18 protein-coding genes and 1 pseudogene are annotated in these 24294 nt (G+C 72.6%); 10 read left to right on the top strand and 9 right to left on the bottom strand.

Annotated elements, in window-relative coordinates:
* Position 1 precedes the first annotated feature (1 nt).
* Positions 2–910 (bottom strand): putative protein N(5)-glutamine methyltransferase, encoded by a 909-nt coding sequence (locus tag KME66_RS25595; RefSeq protein WP_236726273.1) that lies wholly within the window; start codon positions 908–910, stop codon positions 2–4.
* A gap of 420 nt (positions 911–1330) precedes the next feature.
* Entirely contained in the window at positions 1331–2140 is an 810-nt protein-coding gene (locus KME66_RS25590) for a GntR family transcriptional regulator (RefSeq protein WP_216326379.1), read from the bottom strand.
* A gap of 161 nt (positions 2141–2301) precedes the next feature.
* Here KME66_RS25590 and KME66_RS25585 point away from each other — a divergent pair, with 161 nt between their 5' ends.
* Positions 2302–2640 carry a hypothetical protein gene (locus KME66_RS25585; RefSeq protein WP_073218251.1) on the top strand — a complete coding sequence of 113 codons (339 nt, stop codon included), beginning with the start codon at positions 2302–2304 and terminating at the stop codon, positions 2638–2640.
* Between the two features lie 106 nt (positions 2641–2746).
* Positions 2747–3043, top strand: a complete 297-nt coding sequence (locus tag KME66_RS25580; RefSeq protein ID WP_216326376.1) for a hypothetical protein — start codon at positions 2747–2749, stop codon at positions 3041–3043.
* A gap of 79 nt (positions 3044–3122) precedes the next feature.
* Here the strand turns inward: KME66_RS25580 and KME66_RS25575 are convergent, their stop codons facing one another.
* Positions 3123–4103, bottom strand: coding sequence for an HNH endonuclease (locus tag KME66_RS25575; RefSeq protein ID WP_216326374.1), 981 nt, complete (start codon positions 4101–4103; stop codon positions 3123–3125).
* A gap of 117 nt (positions 4104–4220) precedes the next feature.
* A complete protein-coding gene (gene glnA / locus KME66_RS25570; RefSeq protein ID WP_073218258.1) occupies positions 4221–5582 on the bottom strand; it encodes a type I glutamate--ammonia ligase in 1362 nt (453 codons plus the stop codon).
* 255 nt (positions 5583–5837) lie between these two features.
* Here glnA and KME66_RS25565 point away from each other — a divergent pair, with 255 nt between their 5' ends.
* The 5 genes from KME66_RS25565 (at position 5838) to KME66_RS25545 (ending at position 11402) form a co-directional block, all read left to right on the top strand.
* Complete coding sequence (locus KME66_RS25565; protein ID WP_216326371.1) at positions 5838–6434, top strand: DUF3105 domain-containing protein; 597 nt, start codon at positions 5838–5840, stop codon at positions 6432–6434.
* A gap of 237 nt (positions 6435–6671) precedes the next feature.
* Positions 6672–7097, top strand: coding sequence for a CBS domain-containing protein (locus KME66_RS25560; RefSeq protein ID WP_216326369.1), 426 nt, complete (start codon positions 6672–6674; stop codon positions 7095–7097).
* A gap of 546 nt (positions 7098–7643) precedes the next feature.
* Positions 7644–7838 carry a hypothetical protein gene (locus KME66_RS34165; protein WP_236726275.1) on the top strand — a complete coding sequence of 65 codons (195 nt, stop codon included), beginning with the start codon at positions 7644–7646 and terminating at the stop codon, positions 7836–7838.
* A 67-nt stretch (positions 7839–7905) separates the two neighbouring features.
* Positions 7906–9525 carry a multicopper oxidase family protein gene (locus KME66_RS25550; protein ID WP_216326364.1) on the top strand — a complete coding sequence of 540 codons (1620 nt, stop codon included), beginning with the start codon at positions 7906–7908 and terminating at the stop codon, positions 9523–9525.
* Positions 9526–9647: 122 nt separating this feature from the next.
* Positions 9648–11402 (top strand): NAD+ synthase, encoded by a 1755-nt coding sequence (locus KME66_RS25545; protein ID WP_216326361.1) that lies wholly within the window; start codon positions 9648–9650, stop codon positions 11400–11402.
* A gap of 159 nt (positions 11403–11561) precedes the next feature.
* On the opposite strand, the gene KME66_RS25540 is transcribed toward KME66_RS25545, so the two are convergent.
* From KME66_RS25540 to KME66_RS25525, 4 genes are all read right to left on the bottom strand, one after another.
* Positions 11562–12896, bottom strand: coding sequence for an MFS transporter (locus tag KME66_RS25540; protein WP_216326359.1), 1335 nt, complete (start codon positions 12894–12896; stop codon positions 11562–11564).
* 223 nt (positions 12897–13119) lie between these two features.
* The gene (locus KME66_RS25535) at positions 13120–14145 is read right to left on the bottom strand and encodes an endonuclease/exonuclease/phosphatase family protein (protein ID WP_079185546.1); all 1026 of its coding nucleotides are present in this window, start codon (positions 14143–14145) and stop codon (positions 13120–13122) included.
* Between the two features lie 230 nt (positions 14146–14375).
* Positions 14376–15026, bottom strand: a complete 651-nt coding sequence (locus KME66_RS25530; protein WP_073218826.1) for a TetR/AcrR family transcriptional regulator — start codon at positions 15024–15026, stop codon at positions 14376–14378.
* A 291-nt stretch (positions 15027–15317) separates the two neighbouring features.
* Positions 15318–16925 (bottom strand): MFS transporter, encoded by a 1608-nt coding sequence (locus KME66_RS25525; RefSeq protein ID WP_216326351.1) that lies wholly within the window; start codon positions 16923–16925, stop codon positions 15318–15320.
* A gap of 179 nt (positions 16926–17104) precedes the next feature.
* On the opposite strand from KME66_RS25525, the gene panB reads away from it, so the two are divergent.
* The 3 genes from panB (at position 17105) to KME66_RS25510 (ending at position 20080) form a co-directional block, all read left to right on the top strand.
* A complete protein-coding gene (gene panB, locus KME66_RS25520; protein WP_073218278.1) occupies positions 17105–18019 on the top strand; it encodes a 3-methyl-2-oxobutanoate hydroxymethyltransferase in 915 nt (304 codons plus the stop codon).
* A gap of 184 nt (positions 18020–18203) precedes the next feature.
* Positions 18204–19217, top strand: coding sequence for an ATP-binding cassette domain-containing protein (locus tag KME66_RS25515; protein ID WP_216326347.1), 1014 nt, complete (start codon positions 18204–18206; stop codon positions 19215–19217).
* Complete coding sequence (locus KME66_RS25510) at positions 19214–20080, top strand: ABC transporter permease (protein WP_216326344.1); 867 nt, start codon at positions 19214–19216, stop codon at positions 20078–20080. The genes KME66_RS25515 and KME66_RS25510 overlap by 4 nt, the downstream gene beginning before the upstream one ends.
* On the opposite strand, the pseudogene KME66_RS25505 reads toward KME66_RS25510, so the two are convergent.
* Positions 20037–24285, bottom strand: a pseudogene (locus KME66_RS25505) (BTAD domain-containing putative transcriptional regulator). The gene KME66_RS25510 and the pseudogene KME66_RS25505 sit on opposite strands and share 44 nt — an antisense overlap.
* Between the last annotated feature and the right edge of the window lie 9 nt (positions 24286–24294).

The raw sequence follows: 24294 nt of genomic DNA, 5'->3' as shown, positions 1-24294 counted from the left end.
CCTAGTCCTGTGCGGGCGCGTTCGGGGCGGCGGAGGCGTCGGCGCCGACCGCGGTTTCGCGCGGTCCGGCCCGGAGGCCGGCCTGGGCGTCGGGCTCGACAGCGACCTGGGTATCGGTGCCGGCGTCGGCGTTCGCGGTCCCGACGAGGACGGTGGCGTACAGCTCCTCGGAAACCCGGACCCGCGGGGTGAGCCCGGCGGCGCGCAGGATCTCCACCGCCCCGTCCCGCTGCCGCTCACTGGCCTCCATCAGCAGGCTGCCGCCCGGGGCGAGCCACGCGGGCGCCTCGGCCGCGACCCGGCGCATGACGTCGAGGCCGTCGCCGCCGCCGTCGAGGGCGACGCGCGGTTCGTGGACGCGGGCCTCGGCGGGGAGCAGTTCGACATCGCCGGTCGGGACGTACGGGACGTTGGCGAGGAGCACGTCGACACGGCCGCGCAGCCGGGCGGGAAGGGGGGCGAAGAGGTCGCCCTCGTACACCTCCCCCAGGTCGCCGACGTTGCGCCGGGCGCAGCGCACGGCGGCGGGTTCGACGTCACAGGCGTGCAGGTCGGCCCGGTCCAGGGCGGTGGCGAGGGCGACACCGAGCGCGCCCGAACCACAGCAGAGGTCGACGACGACGGCCCGGCGGGGTGCGAGGGCGGCGGCCTGCGCCACGAGGAACTCCGTACGCCGGCGGGGCACGAAGACACCCGGGTCCACGGCGAAGCGACGGCCGTGGAACTCCGCCCAGCCCAGGACGTGTTCGAGCGGCAGCCCGGCGGCGCGGCGCTCGACGAGGAGGGACAGCTCATCGGGGGAGGCGGCGGCCTCGTGGAGGAGCGACGCCTCGTCCTCGGCGAAGACGCATCCGGCGCGGCGCAGGGTGGTGACGGTGGTGGAGAAGGAACTCACGGGGTGAACCGACATGCGGGGCAGTGCCTTTCGGGAAATCCGATGGGCGCTCCGCGGTCGGTTCGGGCCGTGCGGCCGGCTTACGCCGGTCGTGCGACGCGATCGTGCGAGGTGAGCACCCAGCCTGATCCAGCGGTAATGGGTCTCACCTCCTCGGTCCGTCCCCGTACCGGTGCACGGGGGGTGGTAACACTACAACAGCCCGTGCCCTGCGGGAGCGGGCTGCCGTTCGTCCGTCGGCCATCGCTCAGCCGCCCGGCGTCACTCGGCGTCACTCGGCCGCGGCTCGGCGTCGGTCGGCGTCGGTCGGCCGGCATCCGGCGTCGTTCGGCCGTCCGGCGGCTACAGCTCGACGCTGTCGCGCAGCTTCGTCGGCGTCAGGAGCGGGTGCCGAGGGGGCGGGCGCGGCGGGACGCGGCCCCCTCGGCACCCGCCTCAGGAATCCGGCTGTTCGGAGTCCCGCCGGTCGGAGTCCGGCCGGTCGGAGTCCGGCCGGTCGACGCGGATCTCGTAGGCGATCTCCCAGCGGATGTCCGGCACGACGACGTCGGCCGTCTCCACGGGGCGGCCTTCGCTGTCGAAGTACGTGCGCTCGATCTCGATGACCAGGTCACCGATGGAGATCCCGAGCAGATTGGCCTGTTCGCGCGTCGCGCGGGCCGGGCGGGGCAGTTCGATGCCGGTGGCGATGTCCACGCCGATGGAGCGCATACGCTGCACGACGCCCAGCTTGCCGTACGGCCCCATCTCCGGGAGCAGCACCGGCGTTCCGTCCGTGATCGCCATCGGCTCCCAGCTCTTGGCGAGCTGTACGGGCATACCGTCGGCGAGGAACTCGTAGTCCGTCACGACGCAGAGGTCGCCGGGCTCGATCGCCAGGCGTTCCGCGATGTCCTCCGGCGCCGGAACCCGCGCCCTGCTCGTGCACTCCCAGTCCGCCTCGTGGTCGAGCTCGGCCATGTCCGAGGCGAACGGACTCCTGTTCCGCTGCTCGCGGTGGCGTGAGCGGATCATGCGCCGCCGCTCGCGGGCGCGGCGGACGTACGTGCCGGAGCCGGCGCGGCCTTCGAGGATGCCCTCGATGATCAGACGCTCCATGGCCCGCTGCGCCACGGACTGACCGACGCCGTACTCCTCCGCGAACCGCGCCCGGGACGGCAGCTTGTCGCCGACGGCCCATTCACCGGCCCGGATGCGGGCCCGCAGCTTGTCCGCCACCTGCAAGTACGGCGTATCACGTGGCATTTGAGCAGCTCCGTGTGTTCGGCGTCGATATGGGCGTCGCTGGTTGACAAAGCTAACCCATCAGGTTGAAGCTGAATACTCAGCATTACATGGAGTGACATTCGGTTCACCAGGGGAGAAGTGTGCGCTCTGCACAAGCGCGGGTCGCGGCGCTGACCGGCATGCTCAGCGCCGCCACCGGCACCGAACCGCGTGTGGCCGCCGACCTGGAGGCCTTCCGCGTCGAGGCCGATCTCCCCACCGAGTTGAGCGCGACCGCCCACGCGGCCGTCCTCGCCGCCCTGGCCACGGCGGACCGCTACGGGCACACGCGCACCCGCGCCGCCGAGTACGTCTGGGCCGAGATCAGCAGAGAGGCGAACGTGACCACGACCGAATCCCCCGACACGGCCTACCGCGCCCTGCTCGGCCACACGACGACCTGCACCGCCTGCCGGACCGGGGCCGTCTGTCCCGACGCGGCCAAGCTCGTCCGCGTCTGGCGGGAGACCCGCAGATAGGGTCCCGGCCGCCTCGGCACCACCATCCCCACCGCCCTCACCAGCGACGGAGGCACCTGATGCGCAGCACCCACCAGGCGTTACCGGCACGAACCGGGAGGCCCGGATGATCGCCCTCTCCCCGACGGACGTCCTCGACTGCGAGGCATGCTGGAACGCCCCGGTCACCGCCGCCCGGCAGACCCCTGCCGGCCGTGACCTGCTCTGCGAGGAGTGCGCGGAGGGCGACTACCCGCGCCGCGTCGACCTCTTCCCGCCGTTCGGCATCTACGGTCTGACGCCCCGCAAGCTCCTGAACGACGGCCGGCACGGAAGCGGCCCCCCGAAGCTCCCGCCCAACCCGGGACCGCCGCTGCCGAACCCTCCCCCGGCCCCGTCACCGCCGGGAACACCACCGGTGTAGGACCACGGTTCGAAGGGCCCGGCGCCGGCGACGGGCGAGGCGACGTCTCCGTGGGCCGGGCTGCACGGCTCGGGCGGTATCACCAGGTGGCGACAGTCGCTGCGTGGTGGTCCGCGACTGCGGCCCGGTCTATCGGGGCGTCCGGCGGAATACGCAGAGGCACGCCGGCCAAGGCGCTGTACGCACCGTGGCCGGCCAGGCTCGGTGCGACGTGCACGACCAGCTCGGCGTCGATGGCGAGCAGACCGCAGTCGAACAGGCGGTGCACGTCCGACCTGAGCATCAGACCTTCCTCCACTCGGTGCTGCTCGGTTTCGGCGAAGGGCCGGAGGTGCGCAGCCTCCAGTACCTCTGCCGGTGCGGCGCCGGTGACGGCGCAGACCAGCCCGTACTCACGCACCAAGGCACGGCGGAACCCATCCTGGCCACGTCGCACTGCCGCCGCCGTTCTGCGGCGCCCGCCCGGCAGCTCCCGCGGTCGACGTCCGCCTGCACGGCGGAGTTCACCGCGGCTCGGAAAGCGGACCCCCCGGGCCTCGATGGCGGCCAGGGTTCGGCGACGGTCCATCTTCTTGATCGACTGCTGATCGGACCGGCTGAGGCTGAGCTCGCTCAGCTGCGCCTTGTCCAGACAGCCGTCCAGTGGCTGCCAGGTACCTCCGTAGTGCGCCCGGAAAGCTGTGACACGGAGGATCTCGGAATTCGGGGTGTCGAATGCGTTCTTGCAGCGACTGCACCAGAACCGGGGGAACATGGTGGATCGCCCCTTGAAGCCGGTACTTGCGCAGAACGGGCACCGGCTGCGGACCTTCTCCTGCTCGGGCAGCACCTGAAGTGCTTCCACCATGCCCGCCCCGAGGGCTTCCTTGCCGTTCCGCACCACCACCAGGTCACCGACTGCCACGTGTTGGTGATTCCCCACCGTCGAGTCGTAGCTGTACGACTCCTCGATGACGTCCTCGTAGCCGGCGTTCCCCTGAAACTGTCGTTCTTCCCCGGCGACAAGAAAAGACCATGCCCTGTCGTGGGTGTCCGGCTTCGTGCTCTGCTCCTCCGTCATGTTCTGGAGCATACGAACGGCCACGGACAACAGGCCCGGCGGTACTCACCGCCGGGCCCGTCGTGTGGCGTCGGCGCCGTCGGCCGGGGCGACGGCGCCGCTCGGGAGTTTCAGGAGCTACAGCACCGGCAGCAGCGCCTTCAGTTCGAAGGCCGTGACCTCGCTGCGGTACTCCTCCCACTCCGACTTCTTGTTGCGCAGGAAGAAGTCGAAGACGTGCTCGCCCAGGGTCTCGGCGACCAGTTCGCTCTTCTCCATCAGCGAGATCGCCTCGCCCAGGTTCTGCGGAAGCGGTTCGATGCCCATCGCGCGGCGTTCGGCGTCGGAGAGGGCCCAGACGTCGTCGTCGGCGCCGGCCGGGAGTTCGTAACCCTCCTCGATGCCCTTGAGGCCCGCGGCGAGCAGGACCGCGTAGGTGAGGTACGGGTTGGCGCCGGAGTCGATGGAGCGGACCTCCACGCGGGCGGAGCCGGTCTTGCCGGGCTTGTACATCGGGACGCGGATGAGGGCGGAGCGGTTGTTGTGGCCCCAGCAGATGTACGAGGGGGCCTCGCCGCCCGCGCCCGCGGCCCGGGTCGAGCCGCCCCAGATGCGCTTGTAGGAGTTGACCCACTGGTTGGTGACGGCGGAGATCTCCGCCGCGTGCTTCAGGAGGCCCGCGATGAACGAGCGGCCCACCTTCGAGAGCTGGTACTCCGCACCCGACTCGTAGAACGCGTTGCGGTCGCCCTCGAAGAGGGAGAGGTGCGTGTGCATGCCCGAACCCGGGTACTCCGAGAAGGGCTTGGGCATGAACGAGGCCTGCACGCCCTGCTCCAGCGCCACCTGCTTCATCACCAGGCGGAAGGTCATGATGTTGTCCGCCGTGGAGAGCGCGTCCGCGTACCGCAGGTCGATCTCCTGCTGGCCGGGAGCGCCCTCGTGGTGGCTGAACTCGACCGAGATGCCCATCGATTCGAGCATGGTGATCGCCTGGCGGCGGAAGTCCATCCCGACGTTCTGCGGCGTGTGGTCGAAGTAGCCGGAGCTGTCCGCCGGAGTCGGGCGGGTGCCGTCGACCGGCTTGTTCTTCAGCAGGAAGAACTCGATCTCGGGGTGGGTGTAGAAGGTGAATCCCAGGTCGGACGTCTTGGCGAGGATGCGCTTGAGGACGAAGCGCGGGTCCGCGAAGGACGGTGAGCCGTCCGGCATCAGGATGTCGCAGAACATCCGCGCCGTGCCGGGGGCCTCCGCGCGCCAGGGCAGGATCTGGAAGGTGCCCGGGTCCGGCTTGGCGATCATGTCCGACTCGTACACCCGGGCGAAGCCCTCGATGGCCGAGCCGTCGAAGCCGATGCCCTCGTCGAAGGCCTGCTCCAGCTCGGCCGGGGCGACGGCGACGGACTTGAGGAACCCGAGGACGTCGGTGAACCACAGCCGCACGAAGCGGATGTCGCGCTCCTCAAGGGTCCTGAGGACGAATTCCTGCTGCTTGTCCATTGCCACATCCTTGCAGTTCAGACGGTCCGTGCACCACCGCCCGGGGTAGGGGGACACTTCAGTATCACGACCCGGGATTTCCCCCAGATTACGCACACGGTGTGAGAGAGAGCACTCGGCCACCCACTACGATCGGCGACCGAGCGACGGACGGCTCCGGAGCCCGCTTCCCCTCCGGCTTCCCACCTGTCCGCGCCCCGTGGTCCACGGACCGTTCTCCCGCCTCCCGGCCCCTTCGCAGAAGGACTCCACGGCATGAGCCACGCCCCCCGGCACGCCCAGCCCGGGGCCACTGCCCCCGATGCGCGTTCGACCCGCAACCGGGCGATCGCCACAGGGCCGAGCGCCGCCGTCGTGGCCGGTCTCGTCGCTTTCGGCTCGTTCCTGCTGCTGGAGAACTCCGCGGCCGACGAGCGGTCCGACCACGCCTCGGCCGCCCACGACGGCAAGCACCCGGACGGGCACGGCGACACCGAGGGCGGGGTCATCGAGGGGCTGAGGTCCTGGGACGCGGCGAAGCTCGACCGCAACCACGTGACAGGCACGGTCGACTGTCCGATGAAGCCTGCGGTCGGCGGCGACCACCACCCGTCGTGGATGAACTGCGACGGCGACGTATACGAAAAGCCGGTCCCCGACGTCAACGCCGTCCACACCCTGGAGCACGGCGCGGTCTGGATCACGTACAACGGCAAGGCCGCCGACAGCGATGTGGCCGCGCTCGCGGAACGCGTCCAGAGGACCCCGTTCACCCTGATGAGCCCGTACGCCGGCCAGGAGGGCGCGCTCACCCTCAGCGCCTGGGGCAAGCAGGTCACCGTGGACTCCGCCGACGACCCGCGGGTGGACTGAGAAGCCGAGCGTGGCGCGAATCCGCGCCTCAGAGCCTCGCGCCGGGCGGTGGGCCCGGTGGACTGCCGCCCCGCGCCGGGCCCCGGATCCGAGGACCCACCGCACCCGCGTCAGCCGGCGCCCCTCCTCGGCGCACCCGAACGGGTGATTGCGGTCGCGCGTGCCCTCCCGGCCGATGACGATGGATGCGCTCGGGGCCGTACGGCAGTGCCATCGGCACGCAGGAGGAAATCCCCCATGACGACCGCCAAAGACATCATGCACAGCGGGGCCCGCTGGATCCCGGCCCACGAGACCCTGGACCGTGCGGCGCAGTTGATGCGCGAGCACAACGTGGGCGCCCTGCCAGTCTCCGCCGAAGGGGACTCGGACCGGATGATCGGCATCATCACCGACCGCGACATCGTCGTCGGCTGCGTCGCCAAGGGGCACGATCCGTCGAAGGTCACGGCGGGCGATCTCGCGCAGGGCACACCCCGCTGGATCGAGGCGCAGGCCGATGTGGACGCGGTTCTGGAGGAGATGCAGACCCACCGCATCCGCCGGCTGCCCGTCGTCGAGAACAAGAAGCTGGTCGGCATGATCAGCGAGGCCGACCTCGCGCAGCACCTCACCGAGGAGCAGATCGCGGGCTGGGCGGAGAAGGTCTACTCCCGCAGCTGAGCGGTCGGGCGCCTGAGCTGTCGAGCGCCTGAGCGCTTGAGCGGTCGAGCGCCTGAGCTGTCGAGCGTCTGAGCTGGAACCGTGACGATGACGGCCGTCCGGCGCCCCTCGTCCGCCCCGGCGGAAGGGTGCCGGGCCGCCGTCCGTCCGCATACCCGCCGGGGGTAGGGTGACCGCATGGCGGGCAGGACGCGGAGCAGGGGCGTGACGTACGGGCAGCTGATGCTGTTCGCCGCTCTGCTGTTCGGCATCGTGACCATGCACACGGTCGGGCATCCGGCCGAGCACGGCGGAGCGACAGCGGTGTCCACGGCGTTCACGTCGGAGGCGACCGCGTCGGGGACATCCGCGTCGCAGGCGTCCGCGTCACCGGATGCTTCGTCATCGGATGCTTCGTCATCGGATGCGTCATCGTCGCCCGCATGGGCCGGGCACGCACCTCCGGCCCACGCCCCGGCTCCCGCATCCGCCCCCGGCCTCGCCGACCCCCCGCACCCCTCGTCGCACGACGTCCCCGGGGCCGGGGCCGATGCCCCCCTGAGCGGTATGGATCCGCTTTCTGTCTGCCTCGCCGTCCTCGGCGTCTGGACCCTCGCCCTCGTCGGCTCCCGGCTGTTCGGGCTGCGCGCCGACGGGCGGCCTCTCGGTACGCCGGTGGGGGCGGGGCTCCTGCGCGTACTGCGGCCGCATCCTCCTTCCCCGATACCGGTGCTCGCCGGCATCTCGGTGCTGCGTATCTAGGAGTGGGCGTCTCACCTCCGCCCTTTCTCCTTCACCCGAACCACAGCACTCCAGAGGTGTCTTCCGCATGCCCCTGCATCACATCCCCCGCCGCGCCGTGCTCGGCGCCGCTCTCGCCGCCGCCGGTACGGGAGCCCTCGCCGCCTGTTCCGACGGCGGCAGCGGCCACGGCGGCGCCCACTCCCCCGCCGGCGGGGCCCAGGACTCCGGTACGTACGTCTCGCCCGGCGGCAAGGAGGTCGAGGCCGCCGAGGCGGCGCGCGGCTCCGGGCCCGTACGGGAGGTCTCCCTCACCGCCACCCGGGCCCGGCTCGATCTGGGCGGCGGCACCACCGTCGCCTCCTGGGCCTACGGGGACCGGCTGCCCGGACGCGAGGTGCGGGTGAGTGCCGGGGACACCCTCGCCCTCACCCTGGCCAACCACCTTCCGCAGCCCACGTCCCTGCACTGGCACGGGCTCGCACTCCGCAACGACATGGACGGGGTCCCCGGGCTGACCCAGCGGAGCATCGCCCCGGGGGCCGAGTTCGCCTACCGGTTCGCCGTACCGCACCCGGGGACGTACTGGTTCCATCCGCACTCCGGCGTCCAGCAGGACCGGGGGCTGTACGCACCGCTGATCGTCGAGGACCCGAAGGAGCCGTTGGCGTACGACCGGGAGTGGGTCGTCGTCCTCGACGACTGGGTCGACGGGGTGGGCGGGTCCACTCCGGACGCCGTCCTCAAGGAGCTGTCCGGCGGCATGAGCGGCGGCGGGCACGGCGGTATGGATCACGGCACGCACTCCCTGCCTCAGGACGGGAAGGGCGCGAAGGACGGGAGCGAGGACCAGGGGGGAGGCGAGGAGAGCGGGCCCTCGCGGATGATGATGGGCGCGAGCAGTGAGCTGCTCGGAGGCGACGCGGGCGACGTGGCCTATCCGCACTACCTCGTCAACGGCCGGGTGGCGGACGACCCGGAGACGTTCCGGGCGCGGCCCGGCGACCGTATCCGGCTGCGAATCATCAACGCCGGCGGCGACACCGCCTTCCGTGTCGCGCTCGGCGGGCACCGGATGACCGTGACGCACACCGACGGGTTCCCGGTGCGGCACACCACGGGGGACGCGCTGCTGCTGGGGATGGGCGAGCGGTACGACGTCCTCGTCACGGCCGGGGACGGGGTCTTCCCGCTGACCGCCCTGGCGGAGGGGAAGAAGGCGGCAGCCCTGGCCGTCCTGCGGACCGGGAGCGGGACCGCGCCCGCCGCCTCCGTGCGGCCGAAGGAGCTGGAGGGAAAGGTCGTGCAGGCCGGGCGGCTGGTTCCTGACCCGTCCGTGGCGCTGCCCACCCGTCTGCCGGACCGGACGATCCGGATGCGGCTCACCGGCGGGATGGCGTCGTACGACTGGGCCTTCGACGGGCAGCCGTACGACGCGAAGCAGCGGCGGCCGGTGGAGGCGGGCGAGCGGGTGCGGCTCGTCTTCGACAACGGGACGGCCATGTGGCATCCGCTGCATCTGCACGGCCACACCTTCGCGCTCGGCGGGAACGCCGCCGGGGCCCGCAAGGACACCGCGATCGTGTTGCCGCACCGGTCGCTCACCGTGGACTTCGACGCCGACAACCCGGGGCTGTGGATGGTCCACTGCCACAACGTCTACCACGCGGAGGCGGGGATGATGACGGTCATCGGCTACCGGGGCTGATCGCTGCGACCCTCGGCGGACCGGCGGTGACATCCGCCGCCACCTGCGGTTTCGGTGGGCCGGGGCAGATTCCGCCCGGCCCACCGGGACATCGCGTCAGAAAGACGATTACACTGGCGGACGTGCCTCAACTACGCCTCGCACTGAATCAGATCGACTCGACCGTCGGCGACCTCGCCGGCAACGCCGAGGCGATCGTCCACTGGACCCGGCACGCCGCCGAGCAGGGCGCCCACCTCGTGGCGTTCCCCGAGATGGTGCTGACCGGATACCCCGTCGAGGACCTGGCCCTGCGGTCGTCCTTCGTCGAGGCCTCGCGGCAGGCGCTCCGCGCGCTGGCCGCCCGGCTCGACGCGGAAGGCTTCGGCGAACTGCCGGTCGTCGTCGGCTACCTGGACCGCTCCGAGCACGCCGCGGCGCGCTACGGTCAGCCGGCCGGCTCCCCGCGCAACGCCGCCGCGGTCCTGCACCGCGGCGGGATCGCGCTCAACTTCGCCAAGCACCACCTGCCGAACTACGGCGTCTTCGACGAGTTCCGGTACTTCGTGCCGGGCGACTCGATGCCCGTCGTCCGGGTCCACGGCGTCGACGTGGCCCTCGCGATCTGCGAGGACCTGTGGCAGGACGGCGGGCGCGTTCCGGCCGCCCGTTCCGCCGGTGCCGGGCTGCTGCTGTCGATCAACGCCTCGCCGTACGAGCGGGACAAGGACGACACCCGGCTGGAGCTGGTCCGCAAGCGGGCCCAGGAGGCCGGCTGCACGACGGCCTATCTGGCGATGATCGGCGGTCAGGACGAGCTCGTCTTCGACGGGGACTCGATCGTCGTGGACAAGGAGGGCGAGGTCGTCGCCCGCGCCCCGCAGTTCTCCGAGGGCAGCGTGATCCTCGATCTGGAACTGCCCGCCGCCGCGACCGACGCGCCCTCGGGTGTGGTGGACGACGGGCTGCGCATCGACCACGTCGTGCTGTCCGGCGAGCCCGTCCCCGCGTACGAGCCGGAACTCGCGGGCGGGTACGCGGAGCGGCTGGAGGACGAGGAGGAGATCTACTCGGCGCTGGTCGTGGGACTTCGCGCGTATGCCGCGAAGAACGGTTTCAGCAGTGTGCTGATCGGGCTCTCCGGCGGGATCGACTCGGCGCTCTGCGCGGCCATCGCGTGCGACGCGGTGGGGGCGGAGAACGTGTACGGCGTCTCGATGCCGTCGAAGTACTCCTCGGAGCACTCCAAGGACGACGCGGCCGAGCTGGCGCGGCGCACCGGACTCAACTTCCGTACGGTGCCGATCGCGCCGATGTTCGACGCGTACATGGCTTCGCTGGAGCTCACCGGGCTCGCGGAGGAGAACCTCCAGGCGCGGCTGCGCGGTACGACGCTGATGGCCATCTCCAACCAGGAGGGGCAGATCGTGCTGGCGCCCGGCAACAAGTCGGAGCTGGCGGTCGGCTACTCCACGCTGTACGGGGACGCGGTCGGCGCGTACGGGCCGATCAAGGACGTCTACAAGTCGTCGGTGTTCCGGCTGGCCAGGTGGCGCAACCGGGCGGCGGAGGAGCGGGGGCAGACCCCGCCGATCCCCGAGGACTCGATCACCAAGCCACCGAGTGCGGAGCTGCGGCCGGGCCAGGTGGACACGGACTCGCTGCCGGACTACGAGGTCCTCGACGCGATCCTGGAGCTGTACGTGGACCGGGACCAGGGGAGGGATGCCATCGTGGCGGCCGGGTTCGACGCGGAGCTGGTGGCCAGGACGTTGCGGATGGTGGATACGGCGGAGTACAAACGGCGGCAGTATCCGCCGGGGACGAAGATCTCGCCGAAGGGGTTCGGGAAGGACCGGCGGCTGCCGATCACGAACCGGTGGCGCGAGTCGTCGTAGCGGGGCGGGCGGTCGCCGGAGCTTGCGGCGGCCGCCCTTGCCCTCGGGTGCCGGAGTGGCCGGAATCGCCGGGCGGCCGGTCAGGTCGGGCGGGCGGTCAGGTCGGGCGGGCCCGGGGCCGATGCCGGCTCGGGCCCGCCCGGCCTGTCCGTTCCGTCCTCAGGGGCCGGACGGTCGGGACGGGCCCGGTCCGGCCGACGGCCGTGCCGCATCGGGCTCGTCCCGTGCGATGGTTCCGTCCTCGAACGGCGGACGCGCCGGGTGATGAGCCGCCGGACGGGCCGGGTGGCCCGGCCGGGGTGCTGCCGGGCGGGACTGGTGGGCCGCCACCACACGGGAGCGGAACGTGCCCTCGCCCCGGTCAAGGAAGCCCGCCGTCGCCGCTATCGCCAGGCCCGCCACCGCCAGCACCGCGCCGACGAACGCCGGGGACGTCCAGCCCCAGCCCGCCGCGATCGCCACCCCGCCCAGCCACGCGCCGCCCGCGTTGGCCAGGTTGAAGGCGGAGTGGTTGGAGGCGGAGGCCAGGGTCGGGGCGTCCTTCGCCTTGTTCATCACCAGCATCTGGAGCGGGGTCGTCGTCATGAAGCCGACGGCGCCCAGCAGCACCACCATCGCCAGCGCCGCCCACCGCACGTCCACCGTGAACGGGAACGCCACCAGGACCACCGCGAGGGCGCCGAGCGAGCCGTACAGCGTCGGGCGCAGCGCGCGGTCCGTGAGGGGGCCCGCGGCCAGGGCGCCCAGGGTCATACCGATACCGAAGAGGGCCAGGACGAGGGTGACGGAGGATTCACCGAAGCCCATCGCCTTCGTGGTCATGGCCGAGAGGTAGGAGTAGACCGCGAAGACTCCGGCGAAGCCGAAGACCGCGGTGAGCAGGCCGAGGAGCACCTGGCGGTTGCCGAGGGCGCGCAGTTCGCGGCGTACGTCCTGGTGGGCCTCGACCGGGATGCGGGGCACCAGGCGGGCCAGGGCCGCCATCGCGGCCAGCCCGATCGCCGCGACGACGAGGAAGGTGGCGCGCCAGCCGAGATGCTGGCCGAGGAGGGTGGCGGCGGGGACCCCGACGATGTTCGCCACCGTCAGGCCGAGGAACATCGTCGCCACCGCCCGCGCCCGGCGGCCCTCGGGGACCAGCCGGGCGGCGACCACCGCGCCGACGCCGAAGAACGCGCCGTGCGGGAGACCGGCGAGGAAGCGGCCCGCGACCAGCCAGCCGAAGTCCGGGGCGAGCGCGGAGGCCAGGTTGCCGACGGTGAAGAGCGCCATCAGTGCCAGGAGCATGCGCTTGCGCGGGATGCGGGAGCCGAGGCCGGTGAGCAGCGGTGCGCCGATGACGACGCCGATCGCGTACGCCGACACGAGGTGTCCGGCGGTGGGCACGGACGTGCCGAGGTCGTCCGCCACGTTGGGCAGCAGGCCCATCATGACGAACTCCGTCGTGCCTATGCCGAAGGCGCTCACGGCCAGGGCGAGGAGGGCCAGGGGCATGGGGAGAACCTTTCGCGGTCGCGCGGGGCCAGGGGCAGGCCAGGACCGGGCGGAGCAGGCCCGGCCCGGACCGGGCAGGGCAGGGCAGGGCAGGGCAGAACGAAGAGCCGCCGCCTCGGCGTGGACGCCGGGCGACGGCTGAGTCTTCTTTATGTATCCGGCTGAAACAAATTGTCGCAGACGTTTGATGCCCCGGAGTGAACGGCCGGTTGCGTGGCCGTGATCACAACTCCACGCGGGCCGCGATCGGCAGGTGGTCGCTGTCGGTCGCCGCGAGGGTCCAGGAGGCCATCGGCTCGATGCCCTTGACCATGATCTGGTCGATCCGGGCCATCGGGAAGGAGGCGGGCCAGCTGAAGCCGAAGCCGTCGCCCGCCGCGCCCTGGGTGGAGCGCATCTGGGCGGTGACCGCGTTCAGCGAGCGGTCGTTCATCGTGCCGTTCAGGTCGCCGAGCAGGACGACGCGCTCCACGCGTTCGTCGGCGATGGCCTCGCCGAGCGCGTCGGCGCTGTTGTCGCGCTGGGTGGCGGTGAACCCGGCGTGGAGCTTCACGCGGACGGACGGGAGGTGGGCCACGTACACCGCGACCTCACCCTGCGGTGTCTGCACCGTCGAGCGCATCGCCCGGGTCCAGCCCATCTTGATGTCGACGGGCTTGGTGTCGGCGAGCGGGTACTTGCTCCACAGGCCCACGGTGCCCTGGACCGAGTGGTACGGGTAGCGGCCGGCCAGCGACTTCTCGTACGTGGAGACCTGCCGGCCCGGGAGTTCCTGGAGGGCCACGACGTCCGCCCCGGACCCGGCGACCTGCTGGGCCGTCCCCTCGGGGTCGGGGTTGTCCGCGTTGACGTTGTGGGTGGCGACGGTGAGGTCGCCGCCGCCGCCGGACTTGTCGGTGAGCAGGCCGCCGAACACGTTGAGCCAGACCACGGCGGGCAGCAGGAGCGCGACCAGGGCGGTCGCGGAACGCCGCAGCAGGCCCAGGATCAGCAGCACCGGGATGAAGAGCGCGATCCACGGCAGGAACGTCTCGATGAGGCTGCCGAGGTTGCCCAGCCGGTTGGGGATCTGCGCGTGGACGACCATCAGCAGGGTCAGCAGCACCGAGCAGAGGGCCAGGAGAATGCCCCGCCGCCAGACGCCCCGGTCGTTCCTCAGCCGGTCCCACAGGCCCCGGAAACGGGATCCGCGGGCCCCGGGCTGCTCGGCGCTGCCGTTGTCCGTGTCCGCTCCGTAAGCCTGCACCATCGCGCTGTCCTCACTGCCTTGCCCTGCACATCGCCGCGTCCTCGACCCTAGGTGATGAGCGGCACCTTTCCCGCCGTCGACCTACCGGCCCGCCGGGCCGCCGTCGTGGCGGCCCGGCCGGTGTCCCGTGTCCGACGGCCGTACGGCGATCCCGTACGCAGACGAGGACGACGGGGGCACAACGGCGGGTTCCGGCCCGGGGCCCGCCGGGGCGGCTTGTGACAGAACGATCACACTCGTGCCGCGGGCGCGAGCCCCTGGAGCAGGGCGGTGATGATGCGGTCGGCGAGGTCGTCGGGCAGCGGCGCGTCGGGGCGGTGCACGGTGCGGACGAGCATGGGGCCGACGAAGAGGTCGTCGATCAGTTCCACGTCGAGGTCGTCGCGCAGCTCCCCGGCGGCCACCGCGCGCCGTACCGCCTCCAGCATCGCGACGCGGCGGGGGGCGATGACGGTGCCGTGGTACTCGTTCCACAGCTTCGGGTGGCTCTTCATCTGCGCGAAGATGTTGACCAGCAGCACCGAGGAGCGCTGGGCGAGGCCCCGGGTGCGCAGGGATTCCAGCATGACGCGGAGGTCGGCGAGGCCCTCGGTGCCGGAGACCGGCGGGTCGTCGGGCTCCATGTCCCGTACGACGTCGACGAACAGCTCCTCCTTTCCCGACCAGCGACGGTAGATCGTCGCCTTGCCGACGCCCGCCGTGCGGGCGATGCGCTCGATGGAGAGGCCCGCGAGCGGCTCGCCCGCCTCCAGGAGGGCGATGACGGCGTCCAGGATCGCCCGTTCCGCCGCGGCGGAACGGGGCCGTCCGCGGCGGGGCTCCGCATCCGGGGCGTCGGCGGGGCGCCCCGCCGACGCCCCGGCCGGAACCGCTGCCGGCATTCCGGCCGACGGTTCGTCTCCGATCGGTTCCCCGCGGTCCGGATTCCCACGGTCCGGTTCTGCGCGGTCCGGTTTCCCGCAGTCCGGATTCCCACGGTCCTGTTCCGCGCGGTCCGGTTCCCCACGGTCCGGTTTCCCGTGCCGGTCCCGCTCGCCGTCCTGGCCTTGCACCGTGCAGCCGCCTCTCGCCACGCCGTCGTCACCCTTCGTACGCCCGCCGTGCGTTCCGCGTACGTCCGTGGGCCCGATTCTCGCCGACCGGGGCCGCGCGGACGGACGGGCCCGGCCGGGTCAGCGGCTCAGCCGCTCCGCCGGAGGGCGCGCTTCCTCAGCGGTGCCGGACGCCGCCGGGGGCCGGCCCGGCAGGAACAGGGCGACGACCACGGCCCCGATCAGGGCGACGGTCGCCGAGCCGAGCGCGGTCACGTGCATGGCGCTGATGAACGCCTCGTCAGCGGCGGCGGCCAGGGGCTTTCCGGCCACCGGGCCGAGCTTCTCCGCGACGCCGAGCGTGGCCTCGATGGACTCCCCCGCCGCCTCCCGGACCCCGGCCGGGACCGCGTCGAGGTGGCCCTCGATGTCGCCCCGGTAGACGGTGGAGAGCACCGAGCCCAGGACCGCGATCCCGAGCGCCCCGCCGACCTGGCGGAAGGTGTTGTTGATGGCCGAACCGGAACCGGCCTTCTCCCGGGGCAACGCCTGCATCACGGCGACGGTGACGGGCGGCATGATGTGCGCCATCCCCGTGCCCTGGACGAAGAAGACGAGGCACATCACCCACACCGGCGTACCGGCGTCGAACAGGGCGAACGCGGCGAGTCCGGCCGCGACGAACAGCATGCCCGCCGTGCAGACCGCGCGGGCGCCGAAGCGGTCGACGACCAGCCGGGCCCGGGGCGCGAAGATCATCTGCGCGGCCGCGAGCGGAACGATCAGCAGGCCCGATTCCAGGGCGGTGTACCCGCGCACGCTCTGGAGGTAGAAGGCGGAGAAGAACGTCACGCCCATCAGGGCGAAGAAGACCAGCGCGATGGCGGCGACGGCGGCGGAGAACGCGGGCTTCCGGAAGTACGTGATGTCGATGGCCGGGTGGCTGCTGCGCTTCTCGTGCCAGACGAATCCGGCCAGCACGAGCAGCCCGCCGGCGATGGCCGCCAGGACGGTGGTGTCGGTGAAGTCGGCCAGTTCGCCGCCCCGGATGATCCCGTACACCAGCAGGACCAGGCCCACGATGGAGAGCGCGACGCCCAGCGGGTCGACCTTGCCGGGCTCCGGGTCGCGGGAGTCGGGGACCAGGACCGCCATGGCGATCAGGGCGACGACGACCACGGGGACGTTCACCAGGAAGATCGATCCCCACCAGAAGTGCTCCAGCAGCAGTCCGCCGGTGATCGGGCCGATGGCGATGCCGAGGCCGACGCTGCCCGCCCAGATGCCGATGGCCTTGGGCTGCTCGTCGCGTTCGAAGACGTTCACGAGCACGGCGAGGGTGGCGGGCATCACGAAGGCGGCGCCGAAGCCCATCAGCGCCCGCCAGGTGATGAGCTCACCGGGCGAGGCGGAGAAGGCGGCCAGGGCGGAGCCGAGGCCGAAGAGCAGGATGCCGGCGAGGAGGACCTTCTTGCGGCCGATCCGGTCGCCCAGCAGGCCCGCGGTGAACAGCAGTCCGGCGAAGACGAGCGTGTAGGAGTTGATCGCCCACTCCAGCTCGCTCTGGGTGGCGCCGATGCCGGTGGGCGCGGGGCTCGCGATCGTCTTGACCGCGACGTTCAGGATCGAGTTGTCCAGCACGACGATGAGCAGGCTGAACATGAGAACGGTCAGGATCCACCAGCGGCGGCGGTGGATCGCCTCGGGAACACGGGGCGCGGCGGCGGGAGCGCCGGACGGTATGGGCATGGGGAGAGCTTAGCCACATTTCGATACGAGACCGTCTCGTATTGTTAAAGGTTTTCCCAGGAGGCCGTACGGCGGGGTGTGCGCGGGCCCACTTCACGCGGGGCGGGGCGGGATGCCACCATGGAAGGGATCCGGGGACGCCGTCAGGGCGCCTCGAGATGACGAAGGAGCCGTTGGCCATGTCGCTTCAGGCTGCGCAGAATCAGTCCTCCCCCGCAGAGGGGAGCACCTCCTCCCCCGCGGGCGGCGCCGCTTCCCCCTCCGACAGCAGCAAGGCGCTGTACGGAGGGAAGTCCACCCGCCGCATCACCGTCCACGACATCACCGCCGCCACCGAGCGCGGCGAGAAGTGGCCCATGCTCACCGCCTACGACGCGATGACCGCGTCCGTCTTCGACGAGGCCGGGATCCCGGTCATGCTCGTCGGGGACTCGATGGGCAACTGCCACCTCGGCTACGAGACCACCGTGCCCGTCACGATGGACGAGATCGCCCTGCTGTCCGCCGCCGTCGTCCGGGGCACCAAGCGGGCCCTGATCGTCGCCGACCTGCCCTTCGGCTCGTACCAGGAGGGCCCCGTACAGGCGCTGCGCAACGCCACCCGGCTGATCAAGGAGTCGGGGGTCGGCGCGGTCAAGCTGGAGGGCGGCGAGCGGTCCCACGAGCAGATCCGGCTGCTCGTCGAGGCCGGCATCCCGGTCATGGCCCACATCGGCCTGACCCCCCAGTCCGTGAACGCCATGGGCTACCGGGTCCAGGGCCGCGGCGAGGAGGCCGCCCAGCAGCTGCTGCGGGACGCCAAGGCCGTCCAGGACGCGGGCGCGTTCGCCGTCGTACTGGAGCTGGTCCCCGCCGAGCTGGCCGCCGAGGTCACCCGTACGCTGCACATCCCGACCGTCGGCATCGGCGCCGGCTCCGGAACCGACGCGCAGGTGCTCGTCTACACGGACATGGTCGGGCTGACCGGCGGCAAGGTGCCGCGCTTCACCAAGCAGTACGCCAACCTCCGCAAGGTGCTCGGTGACGCGGCGAAGGAGTTCGCGGACGAGGTCGTCGGGGGCACGTTCCCGGCGGCGGAGCACACCTTCCACTGACCCACCCGGCCGCCGCCAGTCCTGGACAGCGGCGCCCACCAGCCATTTCCCGCACCACCGACAGCCCGCCGACATCCCCCATCGGCGGGCTGTCGCGCGTCCGGAGCCGGTGCCGGAGCCCGTGTCGGCGGGCTGTCGGTGAGCTGTCGGCGGGCTGTCGGCGGGCGCTGGTCTGCTGGAGGGCATGGAACGAATCGACAAGAACCCCGGCAGCGCCCGGAACGCCGTCGAGGTGCGGGGGCTGGTCAAGCACTACGGCGAGACCAGAGCGCTGGACGGTGTGGACCTCGATGTGCGCGAGGGCACCGTCCTCGGAGTGCTCGGCCCCAACGGCGCCGGCAAGACCACCCTCGTACGCTGCCTGTCCACCCTGATCACCCCCGACGCCGGCCACGCGGTCGTCGCCGGCTACGACGTGGTGAGGCAGCCCCGGCAGCTCCGCCGCACCATCGGCCTCACCGGGCAGTACGCCTCGGTCGACGAGAAGCTCTCCGGCCGGGAGAACCTCTACATGATCGGGCGGCTGCTCGACCTGTCGCGCAAGCAGGCGCGGGCCCGCGCCGACGAACTGCTGGAGCGGTTCTCGCTCACCGAGGCCGCCAGGCGGGCGTGCATGGAGTACTCCGGCGGGATGCGCCGCCGCCTGGACCTGGCCGCCTCGATGATCGGCAACCCGGCCGTGCTGTATCTGGACGAGCCGACGACGGGGCTCGACCCCCGGACCCGCAACGAGGTCTGGGACGAGGTGCAGCGGATGGTCGCGGAGGGCGCGACCGTGCTGCTGACCACCCAGTACATGGAGGAGGCCGAGCAGCTCGCCCGGGAGCTGACGGTCATCGACCGGGGGAAGATCATCGCCCGGGGCGGGGTCGACGAGCTGAAGGCCAGGGTCGGTGGCCGGACCCTGCACATCCGGCCGTCCGACCCGGCGGAACTGGCCGCGATGGCGCAGGCGATCCAGGAGGCCGGTCTCGACGGCGTCGCCGGGGCGCAGGCCGTTCCGGACGAGGGGCTGCTGTACGTGCCGATCCTCAGCGACGAGCAGCTGACCGCCGTCATCGGGCTGCTGGGCGTACGCGGTTTCTCGCTCGCCCATGTCTCCACCGCGCTGCCCAGCCTGGACGAGGTGTTCCTCGCGATCACCGGCGACAAGGCATCCGCTTTCACCGACGCCGCTCCCCAGGAGGCCGCCGCATGAGCACCACCACGACACCCCTGCCCACCGCACCCGCCGCGTCCCCGGGTCCCCCGCCGCCGAAGGCGGCCGCGGCCGACGAGGGCCGGATCGGCCTGCGGGCCAACCTCCGGCACATCGGAGCGCTGGCGCGGCGCAACCTGCTCCAGATCAAGAAGGACCCGGAGTCGATGTTCGACGTCCTTCTGATGCCGGTCATCTTCACGCTGCTGTTCGTGTACGTCTTCGGCGGCTCGGTCGGCGGCAGCCTCGGCGGGAACCGGCAGGACTACCTGAACTACCTGGTGCCGGGGCTGATGGCGATGATGGGCATGAACATCGCCATGGCGGTCGGGACCGGCGTCAACGACGACTTCCGCAAGGGCGTCATGGACCGGTTCCGGACGATGCCGATCGCGCGCTCCTCGGTCCTGGTCGCCAAAATCGTCGTCGAGCTGGGCCGGATGATGGTCGCGATCCTCATCCTCCTCGCGATGGGCTTCGCGCTCGGCATGACCCTCGGCACCTCGGTGCTCGGCCTGCTGGGGGCCGTGGCCCTGTCGGCGGTGTTCGGCGCCGCGATCATGTGGATCTTCATCGTGCTCGGGCTCGCCATGAAGACGGCCCAGGCGGTCCAGGGGATGGGAATGCTGGTGCTGATGCCCTTGCAGTTCGGGTCCTCCATCTTCGCGCCGCCCACGACCATGCCGGGCTGGCTGCGGACCTTCACCGACTACAACCCGCTGTCGAACCTCGCGGACGCGGTACGCGGCCTGATGATGGGCGGCCCGGTCGCCGGCTCGGTCTGGGTCACGCTCGCCTGGGCCGCGGGCATCACGCTGGTCATGGCCCCGCTGGCGGTGGCCAAGTTCCGCAAGAAGGCCTGACGGGCCACGGGATCACGCCTGCGGGCCGGTCCGCCGGTACGCCTGGGCCAGGGCGGCGGCATCGTCGAGGGTGAGGCCACCGCCCTGCTCGTACGCCCGGGTGTACGCCGCGTCGTCGAGGCCGGCCCGCACGGCCTCCTCCGCATCGGCCAGGTTGCGGCGCTCGATCATGGTCGGCACGTACCCGGGGGACAGCAGCGCCGCCTGGAGTCCCAGCAGCCGGGCGGCGTCCGCGTACGCCCCTTCCCCGGCCCCGCCCTCGGCGGCGAGTCCCGCCAGGGCTCGGGAGATCGCCGTCAGGTGGGCCGAGGGCATGTGGGGGGCGATCATCGTGGACAGCCGGTCCCGGGAACGCTCCAGCGCGGTCACGGCGTGGCGCAGGGCGGCGGCGTAGGCGCCCTCCAGGTTGTCCAGCCAGGCCAGCATCCCGAAGACGAACCCGCCGAAGACCGCGATGTCGCCCTGGGTGAACTCGTCCTTGATCATCTCCACCTGGGCGCGGGCCTCGGCCACCCGGCCCCGCGCCCCGAGGACGAAGGCCAGATGCATGCGGGCGACCGGCATGGCCTCGTGGTGGGAGAACCGGTCCCCTTCGCAGACCTCCCGCAGCACGGCCTCGGCCTCCGGCAGCCGGCCGAGCTCGGCGAGCGGCCCGGCGTACCGGGCGCGCAGCAGCGCCACCTGGGACCGGGCGCCGATCTTCCGCGCGTACTCGACGGCGGCGGCGTAGTCGTCCAGGGCCTCGCGGAAGAAGCCGGTCCGTTCGTTGGCCTCGCCCCGGGACGCCAGGGCCTCGGCCGTGCCCCAGTCGTCGTCGAGCCGGGTGAAGATCTCCAGGCTCTCGTCGGCGTCGACGCGCGCCAGATCCGCGTGACCCGAGTGACCGGCCAGGAAGTTGGCGCGCAGCTGGAGCGCGGCGGCCAGCTCCCACTCGTAGCCGTAGGCGCGGCAGGTCCGGACCGTCGCGTCCAGCGCCTCGCGGGTGCGGGCCATGTCCCCGGTGAACATGTTCGCGTACATCCAGAACGTGCCGGGCAGGCGGCAGGTCTGCGGCTGTCCCGGCCGATAGGCGTCGGCGATGATCTGCAGCCGCTTCTGCCCCTCGGCGTCCGACCAGGCGGAGAAGACGTCGTCCACGCTGCCGAGCTGGATCAGCGCCGACCCGCGCCGCGCCTCCGCGAGTTGGTCGTCGTCCAGGGGCGGCGGCCGGTCGGTGGCCGCCTCCGGCAGCGAGGGGGCCCGGATCCCGGGCCGGTCGAACGGGTCGGGGCCGAGCGAGGAGGCGGCCTCGGCCCACTGCCGGGCATCCGCGCGCAGGTCGCGCAGCATCCAGTACCAGGACATCGACAGCACGATGCACAGCGCCTCGTGCTCGTCCCGGGCGGCGACGGCGTGGCGGAGGGCGGTGCGCAGGTTCTCGTACTCGCGGCGGATGGCCGCGATGGCCGCGCGCTGCCCCGCCCCCCGCATCGCCGGCCCGGTCGTGCGGGCCAGCTCCCGGAAGTGGACGAGGTGACGCCGGCCCACCGCGGCCCGCTCCCCCGCCGCGTCGAGGCGTTCGGCGGCGTACTCCCCGACCGTCTCCAGCAGCCGGTAGCGCATCTCCCCGTCGTCGCCGGGCACGGCGACCACGAGGGACTTGTCGACCAGGGAGCCGAGCAGAAGGGCGACGTCCTGGGAGTCCACGACGACGCCGTCGGCGGGGGCGGGCAGGGCGCAGACCTCCTCGGCGGCGGCCAGCGAGCAGCCTCCGGCGAAGACGGAGAGGCGGCGCAGCACGGCGCGTTCGGCGGCGTCCAGCAGGTCCCAGGACCAGTCGACGACGGCGCGCAGGGTCTGCTGGCGGGGCAGCGCGGTGCGGCTGCCGTTGCTGAGGAGGCGGAAGCGGTCGTCGAGACGGTCGGCGATCTGGCGCGCGGTGAGCATCCGCAGCCGGGCGGCGGCCAGTTCGATGGCGAGCGGCAGCCCGTCCAGCCGGCGGCAGATCTCGGCGCAGGCGGCGGCGGTCGCCTCGTCCGCGTCGATACGGAAACCGGGGCGGGCGGCGGCACCGCGTTCGGCGAGCAGGCGCAGCGCCATGGGGTCCGGCAGGGGTTCGACGGGGCGCACGAACTCGCCCGGCACGCCGAGGGGTTCGCGGCTGGTGGCCAGGACGGTCAGCCGGGGGCAGCGGGTGAGGAGGTGGTCGGTGAGGGCGGCGGCGGCCCCGACGACGTGCTCGCAGTTGTCCAGCAGGATCAGCATCCGGCGCGGGGCGCAGTGCTCGGTGAGCCGTACGAGGGGGTCGGCGGCCGTGCGGTCGGTGGCCCGCAACTCCTCCGCCCCCGCCCCGCGCAGCACGGTCTCGCGGGCGCCGAGCGCGGTCAGGACGGCCTCGGGCACGGTGTCCGGGTCGTCCACGGGGGCCAGCTCGGCCAGCCAGACGCCGTCGGGCCAGGTCTCGGCGGCGGCCTCCGCGGTCTCCTGCGACAGCCGGGTCTTGCCCGCGCCGCCGGGGCCGAGCAGGGTGACGAGCCGGGCGCGGCCGAGGTCCTCGCGCAGGGCGGCCATGTCGGTGTCGCGCCCGACGAAGCTGGTGAGCCGGGCCCGGAGGTTGCCGGGGGCGGCCCCGCCGGTCCGGCCGGCGGTCGGCTCGGTCCCGGGGCGGAGGGGCCGGGGCAGCCGGGCCGCCGGCGGCGGGCAGGGGTCCGGCGGCCCGGCTGCCAGGAGAATCCTGGCCGCCGGGGGTGGCCTCGCCGGTTCGGTCGGCGGTCGCCCCGGCCCCGGGAGCGGGCCCCTCGGTCCCGGAGGCGGGCCGCTCGGTCACGAAGACGGGTTGCTCAGCCCCGGGAGGCGCCTGCTCGGTCCCGGGAGCTGCCCGCTCGGTCCGGCCTGGGGCCCGTGCAGATCCGTGGGTGACAGCCTCGGCCCGGGGTTCGGTCGGCTCGGTCCCGGAGGCGGGACGCTCGGTCCCGAAAGCGGGCCCCTCGGCCCCGGAGGCGGGACGCTCGGTCCCGGGAGGCGCCTGCTCGGTCCGGGCCCCGGTCTGCGCGGCCCTGGCCGGAGCCTGCCCGCTCCGGTCGGCGGCCGGAGCGCCGGAGGAGCCGGCCGGAGCACCGGAATCCGGGCCGAGGGAGGCCGGATCGCCGCCGGGCGCGGCCTGAACACCAGGCGCAGCCGGAACACCGGGCGCGGCCTGAGCGCCGGTGGCAGCCGGAACGCCGGCTCCGGGGGCGGGCCGTGGAGCGCCTTCCGCCACGGGGTCCGGAGCAGCTCTCGCAACCGGTGGCTCCAGCGGCCCGGTCCCCGGCGTCGGCGCGGTCTCCGGGGCGGACGGCTCCGAGAAGCGGGCATGCGGCTTCTGCGGCGCGGACGGATCCGAGGAGCGGGCGTGCGGCTTCTGCGGCGCGGACGGATCCGAGGAGCGGGCGTGCGGCTTCTGCGGGGCCGGTTGCGGGTGGAGCAGTTCGGTGAAGAAGGCGCGCAGGGCCGGGCCGGGGGCGGTGCCGAGGCGGTCGTCGAGCAGGATGCGGACCTCCTCGTACGCGGCCAGCGCCTCGGCGGGGCGTCCTGCGTCCCGCAGCGCCCTGATGCGGAGGACCTGGAGCGGTTCGTCGAGCGGGTGGGCGTCGCAGAGCACGGACAGCTCCAGCAGTGCCTCCCCCGGTCTCCCGAGGACGAGGAGCGCCCCGAGCGCCGCCCGCCGTGCGTCGAGCCTGCGGGCCTCCCAGCGGGACGCGACCGCCGTACGGCCGGGCAGATCGGCGAGGGCGGGCCCGTTCCACAGGGCGAGGGCCTCGCCCAGGACGGCGAGGGCGCCGGCGGCGTCGCCGTCCTCCAGCGACCGGCTCCCCTCCCCCACCAGCCGCTCGAATCGGTGCAGGTCGACGGCGTCCGGCGGGGCGGCGAGCCGGTAGCCGCCCGCCACGGACTCGACGGCGCCGCGGCCGAGCGCCCGCCGCAGCCGTCCGACCAGGGCCTGGAGCGCACCGGCCGCGTCGGCGGGCGGGTCACCGTCCCACACCTCGTCGACGAGGACCCCGGCCGGGACGATCCGCCCGGGGCGCAGCGCGAGAACGGTGAGCAGAGCACGCAGCCGCGCCCCGCCGAGGGTGACGGCCGTGCCGTCGTCGCGGAGGACCCGGGTGGTGCCGAGGACGCAGTAGTGCACGGGGCCTATTCTCCGTGACGGACGACGGACCGGCGTTGACCGGGTGGAACTCCACAAGCGGTCG

Origin of the sequence: Streptomyces sp. YPW6 (assembly GCF_018866325.1) — a bacterium.
Classification (GTDB): Bacteria; Actinomycetota; Actinomycetes; order Streptomycetales; family Streptomycetaceae; genus Streptomyces.
Note: the sequence above shows the minus strand (reverse complement) of the source record. Positions and strands in the feature narration are given on the sequence as shown.

Coding starts and splice junctions, on each gene's coding strand:
- KME66_RS25550 (WP_216326364.1), top strand. CDS start 7,906: ATGCCCCTGCATCACATCCCCCGCCGCGCCGTGCTCGGCGCCGCTCTC.
- KME66_RS25575 (WP_216326374.1), bottom strand. CDS start 4,103: ATGACGGAGGAGCAGAGCACGAAGCCGGACACCCACGACAGGGCATGG.
- KME66_RS25525 (WP_216326351.1), bottom strand. CDS start 16,925: ATGCCCATACCGTCCGGCGCTCCCGCCGCCGCGCCCCGTGTTCCCGAG.
- glnA (WP_073218258.1), bottom strand. CDS start 5,582: ATGGACAAGCAGCAGGAATTCGTCCTCAGGACCCTTGAGGAGCGCGAC.
- KME66_RS25590 (WP_216326379.1), bottom strand. CDS start 2,140: ATGCCACGTGATACGCCGTACTTGCAGGTGGCGGACAAGCTGCGGGCC.
- panB (WP_073218278.1), top strand. CDS start 17,105: ATGTCGCTTCAGGCTGCGCAGAATCAGTCCTCCCCCGCAGAGGGGAGC.
- KME66_RS25540 (WP_216326359.1), bottom strand. CDS start 12,896: ATGCCCCTGGCCCTCCTCGCCCTGGCCGTGAGCGCCTTCGGCATAGGC.
- KME66_RS25585 (WP_073218251.1), top strand. CDS start 2,302: ATGCTCAGCGCCGCCACCGGCACCGAACCGCGTGTGGCCGCCGACCTG.
- KME66_RS34165 (WP_236726275.1), top strand. CDS start 7,644: ATGGATCCGCTTTCTGTCTGCCTCGCCGTCCTCGGCGTCTGGACCCTC.
- KME66_RS25560 (WP_216326369.1), top strand. CDS start 6,672: ATGACGACCGCCAAAGACATCATGCACAGCGGGGCCCGCTGGATCCCG.
- KME66_RS25565 (WP_216326371.1), top strand. CDS start 5,838: ATGAGCCACGCCCCCCGGCACGCCCAGCCCGGGGCCACTGCCCCCGAT.
- KME66_RS25510 (WP_216326344.1), top strand. CDS start 19,214: ATGAGCACCACCACGACACCCCTGCCCACCGCACCCGCCGCGTCCCCG.
- KME66_RS25530 (WP_073218826.1), bottom strand. CDS start 15,026: ATGCCGGCAGCGGTTCCGGCCGGGGCGTCGGCGGGGCGCCCCGCCGAC.
- KME66_RS25595 (WP_236726273.1), bottom strand. CDS start 910: ATGTCGGTTCACCCCGTGAGTTCCTTCTCCACCACCGTCACCACCCTG.
- KME66_RS25580 (WP_216326376.1), top strand. CDS start 2,747: ATGATCGCCCTCTCCCCGACGGACGTCCTCGACTGCGAGGCATGCTGG.
- KME66_RS25535 (WP_079185546.1), bottom strand. CDS start 14,145: ATGGTGCAGGCTTACGGAGCGGACACGGACAACGGCAGCGCCGAGCAG.
- KME66_RS25515 (WP_216326347.1), top strand. CDS start 18,204: ATGGAACGAATCGACAAGAACCCCGGCAGCGCCCGGAACGCCGTCGAG.